Source organism: Caballeronia eucalypticola, from assembly GCF_047608185.1.
In the GTDB taxonomy this organism is placed as follows: Bacteria; Pseudomonadota; Gammaproteobacteria; order Burkholderiales; family Burkholderiaceae; genus Caballeronia.
In genome coordinates this window covers 1-11933 of record NZ_JBLKRU010000020.1, presented here as the reverse complement: position 1 = coordinate 11933, position 11933 = coordinate 1, and the positions used below count along the sequence as shown (strand labels likewise).

Here is an 11933-nt window from a genome sequence, read left to right as displayed (position 1 = left end):
CGCGCGTCGTGTGCGTTGTGTTCCTTTGTGCTGCTAATCGGGGCGGTGCAAACCGCTTTCGCGGGCAATGTCGACCAGTCCTCGCCCACGTTACGCAAGATCGCCGAGAACAACGCGATTGTTCTCGGCGTGCGCGAGTCGTCGGTACCCTTCTCGTATCTCGACGCGAACGGGCACTCCATCGGCTATTCGCAGGCTATTGCACTCAAGATCGTCGACGAAGTCCGGCTTCGCCTGCAAACACCCCGGCTCGCCGTGAGCACGGTGACGGTTACGTCGGCGAACCGATTGTCGTATGTGGTGAATCACCAGATTGACCTGGAGTGCGGATCGACCGCTCATATTCGTGATCGAGAGCAATTGGTCGCGTTCTCGAACAGCATCTTCAGCTACGGCATCCGGATGGTGGTGAAGCGCAAATCCGGCATCCGCAACTACGACGATCTCACCGGCAAGACCGTATCGACAACAGCCGGCACGTCCGATGAACAGCTTCTACGGGAACTGTCACGGAACCGGAAACTGGATCTGAAGATCTTCAGCGCGAAAGACCATGCAGAAGCGTTCGATGCCGTGAAAACCGGCCGCGCTGTAGCGTTCGTCATGGACGATCCGCTGCTTTACGGAAAGATCGCCCAGGAAGGTCCGGCTCAAAACGAGTACATGGTCACGGGCGACTCGCTCGCGCACGAGTCCTACGCATGCATGATGCGCAAGGGAGACCCAATCTTCAAGAAACTGGCCGATGACGTGATTGCCGGCATGGAGCGCTCCGGCGAAGCCGAACGGCTCTACGACCGGTGGTTCATGCAGGCCATTCCCCCCGACAACATCAACCTGCGGTTCCCCTTGTCGCCGGAAATGAAAGCGATGTTCGCTAATCCCAACGATCACAGCTCCGACGACTAGCTGGTCAAGCCGCCAGCCTTCCGGCTCAGGCAAGCGTCTGGTGCAGTTCAGTCAGCGACAGCGTTGTCTGGAATAAGCGCGCGAGGCTCCGGCTTGCGAACTGATCGACGTCGATCGGCGTAACCCATCTGTACGCGTCCATTTCGGGGATCATCACACCGTCCCGGCGACGCGGGAAATACGATTCGCAGACGCACTCTTCGAGCTTCACTTCGTCGTCGGTCACTCGCACCGCGAACAGATGCAGATCCTTGTCGCGGCGATAAACAAACCGCCCCAGATCCTTCAAGCGCTCTGCTTTCATCACGATGCCCGTCTCTTCCACGAGTTCCCGCAACGCCGCTTCCACGGGTTGTTCGTCCACCTCACCCTGGCCTTTCGGGATGTCCCAGTGAGAGGTCTCGGTCGCGTGGCAAAGCAACACGTCGCCTTGCGTGTTAAGAATCACAATGCCGCACGAAACTGTCCGGTCGGTCATTTAAGCGGCCTTCCAGATTGGCGATACCCCGCGACGGGAGACTTCGAGATGTTTAAAACAGGTCACTGTTTCAACAATGCCCATTTACCGCCGTCCGTCTTGCAAGCGGTCGGTGCCCAGGTCTGCGTCTGCCCCTTGGCGTGAGCCACCATGGTGAGCTTGCGGCACGTACGATCGCCGTCCTTCTTCGTATCCGACGGCGTGATCGTGCCGTTGATGGCAACTGAATTACCTGCGCCTTCGTTATTCCAGTCGAGCGACTCGCCGTCTTGTTTGGTGTCGAGCGCCGAGTGCGCCGCGTTGTTGAGCGCCTGCAAGTCGCGCTGCTTCATGTAGGTGATCGGCGTGTTGTTGAGAAACCCGAGGTTGGCCGCGTGCGCCGCACCGCTGGCAAGCACGACACAGCTTGCGATCAGTTGCACAGCAAGTTTCACGGAGACGCGCTTTAGCGCGCTAGATGGATATGACATGAAACACTCTCCCTCGTTGGTATTGATATTGAGCTTCGCGGGTATCAGACAGCGTGACTGCATTATTCGCGACCATTGCCATAATCGCGTTTCAAAAAAATCCGAAACGGTCGGGATCAACTGATAAAACACGATCATCTGGCGTCGAGGATAGCATGAGGACATACGGACTTTGCAAGCGTCCAACGTCCGCCAAATGGCCATGCGCTGTGATTTTCAGAGCAAACGACGACTATCTCAGAAGTGTCTGATATTGGAATTTGAGACGGAAAACTAAGATCGAAGGCTTGTTGATTACGCCTCGATTCCGATCATGGACCTCCTTCTCGCCACCGCTCAGACTCCCACGCTCTACCAGTGGCTTTGCATCGCCATTATCGCGTGTGCAATCACGATGCCCAGGGGCCTCATAGCAATGGACCGGATGCTGGCCAGACGGCCGGAGCGGTCCGAGTGGTCAGGCTGCTCCTACGTTCCCAACCCACGTGGCGCAGCAACACGGCCGTCAATCTGGCCGCGCGTGATGACCGCCATAGGCGGCGCGTTCTGGATTGGCGCATTGCTCACATTGGTGATTTTATGCCAGCAACTCACTCCCTAGTCTTCTCGCAATCCGACATGAATCAAGGGCAGCTTCGGCTGCCTTTTTCTATTGTCGAACAGTTTCGCATTTCCGCTTTTTCGCAATCCGTCATTAGCTTCGAAGCATCGCTTATTCGACGCACAAACTCATCGCCGCTATGGTCGACGCTATCTCTTCTTCCACGTAAATCTCCATGAAAAAGCTGGGTTTGTTGTCGTCGTTATCAGGGTTATGGGTCGCCGCTGCGTTCGCTTTGTTGCCATTGTCTGCGTCGGCGCAAGATGCGGCGAATGCACCTGCAAAGCAATTGCGGATCGGTTTTCAGAAAGCCGGTTTGCTAGCCGTGCTCAAGGCCCAGGGTTCACTCGAACAAAAGCTCAAGCCGCTCGGCTATACGGTCAGCTGGTACGAGTTTCCCGCCGGGCCGCAACTGCTTGAAGCACTCAATACGAACAACATCGATTTTGGCTACACCGGCGCGCCGCCGCCCATTTTTGCGCAGGCCGCGGGTGTGAATTTTGTGTATGTCGGCGCGGAGCCGGGAGGAGAAACCAACGAGGCGCTGTTCGTCAAAGCCAACTCCCCCGTTCATTCGCTGGCCGAGCTAAAAGGCCGGCGCATCGCGCTGCAAAAGGGATCAAGTTCGAACTTCCTGCTGCTGGCGGTACTTCAGAAAGCGGGCCTGAAACTCGACGATATCCAGCCGGTTTATCTCGCGCCCGCAGACGCACGGGCGGCCTTCGAAAACGGCGATGTCGATGCGTGGATCGTCTGGGACCCATACTATGCCGCCGCGCAGAAAGCGTTGTCCGTGCGCACGCTTGCGGACTACACCGGGTTGCCGAAGCCGTTCAATTTCTACGAAGCTACGCGTAGTTTCGCCGCCCAAAATCCACAGGCGGTGCGTGCCGTGATCGATCAGTTGCGGACGACCGGTGCGTGGGTCACGCAGCATCCCGCGGACACGGCGGCGTTGCTGGCGCCGAAAGTCGGACTGGATGAAGCGCTGGTGGAAACGTGGATACGCCGGGTGCCGTATGCCGCGACGCCGATCGACGAGAAGATTGTCACGACTCAGCAGGGTGTGGCGGACGCATTCTATCGCGCGAAGCTGATTCCGAAGGCGGTGACGGTGAAGGACAACGTGTGGCAGGACCAGAACGCGCTGACTGCGCGATAGGCGAAATGTCTTTTGCAGCGATGGCGTGATCGTATGAGCACGCCCCGCTAAACATCACGCGATGCTTCGGTTTCGCACGCCCGAGGCGTTGAGACGAACCCGAGGTCCTGGTACGGCAGGAGGGACTCGAACCATTATATGTATTTGCGCGTTCGCGGTTGGGTGAGTGAGTGAGTGAGCAGGACAGTACGAAGGCCGCCAGGTGAGCGTCACAACGATGCGAAGTCACTCATGGATGTCGGTAGCCAACATGCAGCTGCGTGCGTGTTCGCGGGCTGAGCATTAGCCAACGCTTTTCACTCATTCTGATGCCATGTGCCAGGCGATAGGCGATAGGCGATAGGCGGCTAAGGCAAGCAAACACCCAGCGAAACATATTGACCCGAATATTGTGCTGATAATTGCAAAAGCCATATGGTTGTTTCCCCAACCGGCATTTTTAGCGGAGACGCTGGGCGCCCAGCGGCATAGTCACAAATGAGAGACCGGTGAAGCGGGGGGGCTGAAAAAGCCAGAGGGCGCGGTAATAACATCAAAGAATTGGAACGAGAGTTATCCATCTTTGCCGATTGATGCTCGCATTCGATTTCGCGTACTGAAACGTTAGCCTACCTGCAATCAATTCTCCTAGAGAAGAACTGAATACTTTAATGGCGTATTATTATCGGTCCAGCGTAAAGCCTACGGACCGCTGCTCTGCGCGCGCGGGAGCTATCACCGCCCGCTCAAACGCGGCCCGGTCGCCTATGACGACGATTTGCTCCTCGGCCCTCGTTAATGCGGTATATATCAAAGCGTGGTCCAACAGCTTGCTATCGTCAACTACGAAACAAACGCGTTTAAATTGTGAACCTTGCGCTTTATGCACACTAATAGCATAGCCCAGGCCAAGACAATCGCGAGCCTCACGCCTAGAAAACATGTGCTGCTGCCCTTCAAATTCGGCAAGAAACATATCGTCGCGCGTCAGCGTGACGATTCGTCCGAGAGCTCCATTCATTAAGCTCCGTTCATAATCGTTGACCATGTGAACAACTGGCTCGCCCGACACAAATTGCGTCGCATTGCAACCCTTAGTTGCCTCGAAGTGGAACATTTGATTGATTTTACGTACGCCAGCACGTCCGACGTTTGTCGCAGAGAGAATTTGCCAATCATCTCCATGCCAACTTCGAGCGATAAGTGAGAGATACTTCGATACATCTCCCTGTTCGCACTCCAAAAAGCTAGCGCCAGAGTGCTTACCGCTAAACGGCGTGAACTCAGGAATTAGGTGTTCACGTACGGAAGCTGCAAGTGCGGGAATGCCCGTGTCATCTGCTTGCCGAAATTGCCGGCGGAGGTTCGCCTGTGCTACACGCGCGGTTGTGACCAAGCGATGAAAAATAAGTCCGATGCCAATCGGCGGCAGCTGCGCCGGGTCGCCTACTAATAGCAATCTGAAGGTAGCCGGACAATAGCGCAAAATTTGATATAACGTCGGAGCGTCTATCATTGATGCCTCGTCGATAATGATGAAGCCGTTAATAGGCAAACGAATCCTTTTTGTTCGGACCTCCGAAAGAAACTTTGCAATAGTCATCGTCGGAAAGCCGGTGATTGCTCCCAAACGTTGTGCGGCTCTGCCGGCCAACGCAAGTAAGAACACCGGGATTTTCCGCTCAAAGGAGATTTCGGCAATTACTTTCAGCACTGAAGTCTTTCCTACGCCGGCACCACCGGTCAACAAGCTGAACCTGTGTTTAAACGGCAGTTCGACTGCTGCGCGTTGTTCAGCGTTTAAACGAATCCAACGACCCTTCGATAGAAATACGCTCAACGCTTCAACGCGCGCAAAAACGCGTTCGGTCTCGTCAAAACCTGCGGTGTGTTGCATTAGTGCTTCAAGCCGCTTCGCGATTGTTCGTTCCAATACAGCAGCTCCGGCGGTTTGGAAACCTTCTTCATTCGTGCCCGTCACCACGCCCATTGATACGCTGGTGAATATGGCAGCCTTCGCGGCTCCCCGGCCTAAACGTTGTCCTACCCCTTTACTCAATTCCGTGTAGCTCAATAATGTGTGTGATTGCCGGAGGCCCACGTATAAGGTGGCTTCCACAGCGCCTACGCAACGACGCACATCGTTGCGAGCTATCCCAAGTTTCATCGCGGCGCCGTCGACTTGCGTCCAGTTCGCAAAAGCTAGCATCAGGTATGGGTTTGACGTCAGCCTGGACTTGGCGTGCACTCCCCAAATCCTCGATAACTTGGTAGCTAATCCTGCGTCGAAGCCGTTACAGTCGAGAAATTCGATTAATTCGCATTCGCACGTCTTCTGGGCCCACACATCTACAATTTGCTGCGCTGTTCTCGTGGATAAGACCTCGGATAGGGACTTTGTGTCCCCTGCGGACAAAATCCCGCCCAGCCGCTCGCCGAACGCGGCCCATAGTTGCTTCGCATTTACTTCGCCGATTCCTGTAAACGAAGCAGCGAGAAATCGGACCAGAAGCCTGCCCCGAGGTAGCTTGTATCGGCAACTTTGCGCTTGCAATTGGCGGCCATGCCGTACATCGTCGTGCATCACACCGGTGACGGTCCAAGCTTCGCCTGCAATAGGAACTCGGAACAATGCGCGCGGCGGCGCGACCACCTTGACCAACCCGCCCGTAGCATCTTTGCCGACGAATATTGCTGCGCCCCCGTCGGTCTCGCTTATCACACGCTTTACGACGATTGAACATTCAACAAGCTTTTGATTAGAAAGAGGTGGCATCGTTGACTCCGGTTCTCAGACGCGGAATCCCGTTGCCAGACTAAAGTCAATCCGGGCAGCATCCATTTCCAAATCTGCCACCCGTTCGCGCAGGTCGTGGTTATCAGCAGTTAGTACAGCGATGAGCTGGTTGGCATGATGCAGCTCTCGCTCAGTCCGGCGGGACCCTCTTTCCTCATCGAATGTGGGTGCAGATTTTTCTCGACTAGCGGTTTGCGTTGCCAATTGCGGCGGGGCCGTTTTTTGAGCCCGCGATAGATTGATTTCTTGTAACCAGCTATCGAGATAACGCTTCACAGGGAGATTTTGGTAGAACGTACATTTCGGGATTTTTGTCATACGGGATAACTCCGAGACGTTTGGCACGCCAGGGCGAGAGCATGGCATAGTCCCCGTTTCGGTTTTATACCTGTGAAACATCTCAAGGTAATTAGCACCGATGTCCCTACCGCTCCTAGCGATTTTAGATTCCTTCATTTTTCTTTAGCCACTCAAAAAAAGCGTCTGATAAAGGAGGCGCAACGACCACATTGTTTCTCATGCGAGAAAGGTCAATTACGGACCGCGTCTCTGGATTTGCCGAAAGCGCAACCTCCATATGACTAAGTACTAAATGAAGTGCTTGACAAGTCCGAATAAATTTCAAATTCGCTTCTTCGAAGCGAATCTTCCACTCATCCTCTTCCGAGTCACCGGGTCTACTTTTGTCTTCGGAAAGAGCAGGTTGTTGTCCTGCTACGCACAGCTTTAAGCGCTCATTTTCACGACGCAGATTTGTGACTTCCAGCACGTTAGTAATGGAGGATGGGTAAAGTGAATCGCGATTCACGTCCATCGGCATGGATTTACGGTCAATTGTCGCTTGCCAAAACTTCTCTAAAAGCACCCGATAACGTGCGTTGCGCATCAGTGTGGACGCCACGCATCGTCCCGGACCCAACATAGTAAGGTGCGCGGCAACCATGGTTGCCACATCCGTTCTGAACTCAAATTTCAGCCGAGCGAGCGAAAGCGTTTTTAGGTATTTATTTATCTGTTCTTCTCGCTTCGTCTGTTCTGCGTCTTGATGATGGAATGTATTTGCCTGCTTTGCCATGGTAATGTCTATCCCAAAAGCTCAGGAGCTTGGTTCGAATAGGCAACTAAATGATTGTCAGTATTTATAAGCTCAAGCACTTCGTCACTGCTAAGCTTATTGGCTTGAACGATAGTCCGGATTAAGCCAGCCAATTCGCCGGCAACATTTGTCGGCACCTCACTAGTGAGCGCCCTCCCAACATTTCCTGAACGGGCTAGCAACTGCCGTCGAATAAGGTCGAATCTCGCACGCATTTGCGGACTCTCAAGCGTCGGATAGGCAACACATTCCCGAAGGCGCTCCAACGTAAACGAAGTGAGATTTGACGGAACAACCACCCGGCTCAGGTCTTGGATTATCATTTCTGGCTTCTGTACCGTCCACCTGCGTGAATCCTGTCCGTTCTTAATTCTGGCCAGTTGAATGTTCAACGTATTTTCGGCAACCCTCCAACCGGTCTCTTCCTCCGCTAATCTCACCCGCTCCAAATCGAGTCTGTCTAATTCGTCATTGCTATAGGGACAGGGAGTGGCAACAAGAGCCGTTTCAATCTTTTTCGTCAACTCCATCTCCATTTCCCCGAATTGCTTCACCTTAGCGCTGACGGCGGTCAAATGGTCAATAGAGCGCACCGCACACTCGCAGAGCCCACAGCGTCCGAAACCTTTATATTTGATAACAATCTCGTTAGGACACATATTGCCATATGGACAAATCTCCGTTTTGTTCTCTGCTGCGTTGACGCCACCCGTCTCACGTAGGACGTCTAGGCCCGTTGCCCCGCTGGAGCTCATAGTGATGCTTATACATCCATATGAGACGAGCGTCTCGGCGAGGTTGCTGCGGAAGCTTTTAGAGAAGTGCGAATTAACGTGGTCTGCAGCTATGAATCGAGCACTCGAAGATTCTGCTGAATTAATAAATTCCAGCGAAGCCGTTGTAGATACACGTGTTCGAAGCGCCATTGCCTGATGTGTCCTCTCCAACTGCAATGCCTCCTCATCGAGTTTAACGTAGATAGAGACTGTCGCTGCAGTCTGACCGGTAATGTATTTCCCAATCAAATCAGCTGGCAGTATCGTAATGTATTGCGATACGACATTAATTCTCGCACTGTGTGGCGTTATCATAGTTGCGGGTTCAACCAAGCACACGTCGTGACAGTTCTTTCCATATTTGTAGCGTTTCTCTACAAGTTCGATGTCATCGCATTTAATGTTAGGCGGCAATAATTTAAACATTTTATGCTTTCCAGCTTCATCAATATCCGGTAACATTTTCTGTATCTCTAAAAGAACTGATTTCCAAACCTTTTGATATCTTGTGTCGCTATGCGGTCGACCATTTGCAGACGCGGAAAAAAGAGGAAGTATTTTCGGCCATTTTGTTTTTTTGTTATCTTCGTAAAATCTTAATTTCGTAAAACCAGGCATATCAATAAGCTCACGCCATGCCCTCTGGCTCCTTAATACTTCTATCACACGCATACGAACTCGCGGCTCCCAAGCATGGATTTTGACTTTGTCCGTGTTGACGTGCAATTGGGTGAACTCTATTTCCTCTGGCGTCACCAGGCTATCGAACTTGGTCGCGTCAAGCCATTGAACGTGCTGATGACGAAGTCCCGTATGCAAGGCGACAATAATTTGATTTACTGCGTGCGGTTGAGGGAGAAACATACGTTGACAATCGACAAATTTGGTACTTTTAATCCTTGTAGGCCGAATTGCCATACAATTTGGTATTGACTGCAAGCGAATGGTTTTTTCTCGGAAGAACAAGACCGGACTCAAACCAACAACGTTTGCGAGCTCAGCTACGTCGAGCGCTTCTACCTTGTTGTTGAAACTGCGTTCTAGTTGAGAATTGGACATCTCACCATTCAACACCAGGTCCGTTACCCTGTCTTGATAAGTTTTAAGGGCCTCGAAATAATCCAAAAATAATGAAAAGAGACGCCGAGGTACCGGCATTTTGTTTGTGCCATGGCTTCTGGATAAGGCAGGATATTCTTCACGCCACAATGGTTGAGAAAAACCTTCGCATCCCGGCAACTCATCTCGGTGTCTTTCAAGGAATCCGAAAAACTTTTCGAGTTGTAGCAACAGGGCGTAATGGTAAGTTTCTTTCCATTTGCGCTTTTCGGCTAGGTGCGCGAGCATTTCCATCAGAGTGCAAGGAGCCGGCTCTGTCGAAACCGAGATGCGTGTTACAAAGACGCTCGTAAGGAATTGGTTGGGCCACTCGGGAAAGTTAAGTGTCGTATCCGGGTTATCCTTAAACCAGTAAAGAAGATATTGGAATAGATAGATATTTAAGTAACCTAAAGCTTGTTCGACTCCTTTGAGCTTCTCCCGAACGGTCTTATCCCAATACAGCTGACCCAGCCTTATCCAATTAACAGAAACTTTCCTAAAATCGACGTTTAGCCCAGGCATCTCCGAGATAAGCGAGATTGCTTCGGGTGAAGCGTTACCGGGCATAGTCGAAACTAATCTATCAAATGGGCCGACAACCGCGTCCGATATCTTCGAAGCACGCTCCTTCTCTATCCCAACAAGTGACTTTGCGCGGCCTTTCGCGGATTGCAACCTGCGCAGTGATAAAGAACCATCCCAATCATCGACACTAATAGGAAACTCCTGGCCGTAGCGCACGCTTAAGACATCGACGAGCGCGCGGTAAGGGAGCACATGACTATGGGCCGTTAGACTAGGAGCTCGTTCGGATATTGCGACCAAATCCTTAAGCGATGCGTCCCCCGGACAACGCCAGCCAGTCGCAAGAAGAAGCTTTGTTGCATATGAAACGAACCAGCCCCTCCGGGTTGGATTTGTGCCGATAGACTCAAACGCAGGGTGGGGCAAGTCAGTGCTTTGTGGTAGTAAAGAGCGAACAAACGACAGCAATTCTGGACACAAATTTGTAACGAACGTGTTTAGGTGAGGGTTTTTTGCAGAGGTCGGCCAGTCAAAACCCAGCGGTAGAATAATCCATCCGGTTATACACATCTCGTAGCCCAAGGCGTCGTGCGCGGAAGAACGCGTTTACTTTCAATGACGTAGCGCTGCGCTTGTAAACTTTCAGCGGATCGCGTTTACTCTTGCTTTTTGAGTGGACGCATTGGTCACCGAATCGACGCCCTGGACCCAGACGGAATTCAAACAGCTCGAGCTCGGCGATGCGCGCCTGAACAAGCGAGCGAGGCTTTTGATGGAAAGAATGGCGGCCGACCCGATGGCCAGCGTGCCCAAGGCATGCCAGGGCTGGGGCGAGACGATGGCGGCGTACCGCTTCTTCGACAACGACAAGGTCGAATGGCATGCAATTTTGGAGCCGCATTGGCAGCAGACGCAGGAGCGCATGCAGGCCCATCGTGTCGTGCTCTGCGTGCAGGACACATCAGAGCTGGATTTCAATGGACAAGGCGCGATCGGACTCGGGCCGCTGAGCTATGAAGCCCAGCGGGGCATGTATCTGCACCCGACCTACGCGGTTACGCCGCAGCGCGAGCCGTTGGGCATTCTGGATGCGTGGATGTGGGCGCGGGAGAAGAAGGACGAATCCGGCAAGCGTGGCGGACTCAAGGAGAGTGTGCGCTGGATCGAGGGCTATGAGCGCATTGCCGAAATGGCGCCGAGCCTGCCCTCCACGCGTTTGGTGTATGTGGCCGACCGCGAAGCGGATCTGATGTCGCTGATGTTGCGAGCGCAGGAGCTGGGCACGCCGGCCGACTGGCTGGTACGAGCCGCTCATAATCGCTGCCTGCCGGAGGGAGACAAGCTGTGGGAGCGCACGAGCCGTGGGGAAGCTGTCGGGCAAATCGCCTTCACGATGGCTTCGCGCCATGGCGTCAAAGCACGCACGGTGCGCCAGCATCTGTGGGTGCAACGCGTGGAGTTGCCCGCGGGCAAAGGCAAGTGCATCGCTGCGACGTGCCTGGTCGCGCGCGAGTTCGAGGCTCCTGCGGGCGTTAAGCCGATCGAATGGCGTCTGTTGACCAATCGCACGGCCAGCACGGTGGAGGAGGCAGTCGAACTGATCGATTGGTATCGAGCGCGCTGGGAAGTGGAAATCTTGTTCAACATCCTGAAGAACGCGTGCCGTGTCGAGGCGCTTCAGTTGGGCACGATCGAACGGCTCGAGCGCGCGTTAGCGCTGTTTCTGGTGGTGGCTTGGCGTGTGGCTTATTTGATGCGGCTCGGACGAACCTGCCCGGATCTGGACGCGCACCTGTTCTTCGATCCCGATGAAATTCGCTCCGCCTACCTGCTCACGAAAACCCGAGCGCCGGCCCAACCGAAGCTCAACGAAGTATTGCGACTGATCGCGCGCCTGGGAGGTTTCCTTGGCCGCAAGGGCGATGGCGAACCCGGAGCAAAGACCATCTGGCTCGGCCTCCGAGAAGTTCATGTCGCTGCAAAAACATTGCGCCTCTTACGCGACGACGATGGTGACGACACTTCTGTATAAGGGAATG

The 11933-nt window shown here is 53.6% G+C and carries 10 protein-coding genes; 4 read left to right on the top strand and 6 right to left on the bottom strand.

Annotated elements, in window-relative coordinates; genetic code table 11:
* The first annotated feature begins 45 nt into the window (after positions 1–45).
* Positions 46–909, top strand: a complete 864-nt coding sequence (locus tag ACMX25_RS22285; RefSeq protein WP_414952242.1) for a transporter substrate-binding domain-containing protein — start codon at positions 46–48, stop codon at positions 907–909.
* Positions 910–934: 25 nt separating this feature from the next.
* On the opposite strand, the gene ACMX25_RS22280 is transcribed toward ACMX25_RS22285, so the two are convergent.
* Positions 935–1387 (bottom strand): NUDIX domain-containing protein, encoded by a 453-nt coding sequence (locus ACMX25_RS22280; protein WP_414952241.1) that lies wholly within the window; start codon positions 1385–1387, stop codon positions 935–937.
* Positions 1388–1449: 62 nt separating this feature from the next.
* Positions 1450–1857, bottom strand: coding sequence for an RT0821/Lpp0805 family surface protein (locus tag ACMX25_RS22275; RefSeq protein WP_414952240.1), 408 nt, complete (start codon positions 1855–1857; stop codon positions 1450–1452).
* 313 nt (positions 1858–2170) lie between these two features.
* Between ACMX25_RS22275 and ACMX25_RS22270 the strand changes: the two genes are divergently transcribed.
* Both ACMX25_RS22270 and ACMX25_RS22265 read left to right on the top strand, forming a co-directional pair.
* The gene (locus ACMX25_RS22270; protein ID WP_414952239.1) at positions 2171–2458 is read left to right on the top strand and encodes a hypothetical protein; all 288 of its coding nucleotides are present in this window, start codon (positions 2171–2173) and stop codon (positions 2456–2458) included.
* A 175-nt stretch (positions 2459–2633) separates the two neighbouring features.
* Positions 2634–3620 (top strand): sulfonate ABC transporter substrate-binding protein, encoded by a 987-nt coding sequence (locus ACMX25_RS22265; protein ID WP_414952238.1) that lies wholly within the window; start codon positions 2634–2636, stop codon positions 3618–3620.
* Positions 3621–4281: 661 nt separating this feature from the next.
* On the opposite strand, the gene ACMX25_RS22260 is transcribed toward ACMX25_RS22265, so the two are convergent.
* From ACMX25_RS22260 to ACMX25_RS22245, 4 genes are all read right to left on the bottom strand, one after another.
* On the bottom strand, positions 4282–6375 hold the full coding sequence (locus tag ACMX25_RS22260; protein WP_414952237.1) for an AAA family ATPase: 2094 nt from the start codon (positions 6373–6375) through the stop codon (positions 4282–4284).
* A gap of 15 nt (positions 6376–6390) precedes the next feature.
* Positions 6391–6714 carry a hypothetical protein gene (locus tag ACMX25_RS22255; RefSeq protein ID WP_414952236.1) on the bottom strand — a complete coding sequence of 108 codons (324 nt, stop codon included), beginning with the start codon at positions 6712–6714 and terminating at the stop codon, positions 6391–6393.
* Positions 6715–6838: 124 nt separating this feature from the next.
* Entirely contained in the window at positions 6839–7471 is a 633-nt protein-coding gene (locus tag ACMX25_RS22250; RefSeq protein ID WP_414952235.1) for a hypothetical protein, read from the bottom strand.
* Positions 7472–7479: 8 nt separating this feature from the next.
* Positions 7480–10110 carry a hypothetical protein gene (locus ACMX25_RS22245; RefSeq protein WP_414952234.1) on the bottom strand — a complete coding sequence of 877 codons (2631 nt, stop codon included), beginning with the start codon at positions 10108–10110 and terminating at the stop codon, positions 7480–7482.
* A 457-nt stretch (positions 10111–10567) separates the two neighbouring features.
* Between ACMX25_RS22245 and ACMX25_RS22240 the strand changes: the two genes are divergently transcribed.
* Positions 10568–11926, top strand: a complete 1359-nt coding sequence (locus tag ACMX25_RS22240; protein WP_436231370.1) for an IS4 family transposase — start codon at positions 10568–10570, stop codon at positions 11924–11926.
* The last annotated feature ends 7 nt before the right edge of the window (positions 11927–11933 follow it).

Coding starts and splice junctions, on each gene's coding strand:
- ACMX25_RS22280 (WP_414952241.1), bottom strand. CDS start 1,387: ATGACCGACCGGACAGTTTCGTGCGGCATTGTGATTCTTAACACGCAA.
- ACMX25_RS22275 (WP_414952240.1), bottom strand. CDS start 1,857: ATGTCATATCCATCTAGCGCGCTAAAGCGCGTCTCCGTGAAACTTGCT.
- ACMX25_RS22270 (WP_414952239.1), top strand. CDS start 2,171: ATGGACCTCCTTCTCGCCACCGCTCAGACTCCCACGCTCTACCAGTGG.
- ACMX25_RS22265 (WP_414952238.1), top strand. CDS start 2,634: ATGAAAAAGCTGGGTTTGTTGTCGTCGTTATCAGGGTTATGGGTCGCC.
- ACMX25_RS22260 (WP_414952237.1), bottom strand. CDS start 6,375: ATGCCACCTCTTTCTAATCAAAAGCTTGTTGAATGTTCAATCGTCGTA.
- ACMX25_RS22255 (WP_414952236.1), bottom strand. CDS start 6,714: ATGACAAAAATCCCGAAATGTACGTTCTACCAAAATCTCCCTGTGAAG.
- ACMX25_RS22250 (WP_414952235.1), bottom strand. CDS start 7,471: ATGGCAAAGCAGGCAAATACATTCCATCATCAAGACGCAGAACAGACG.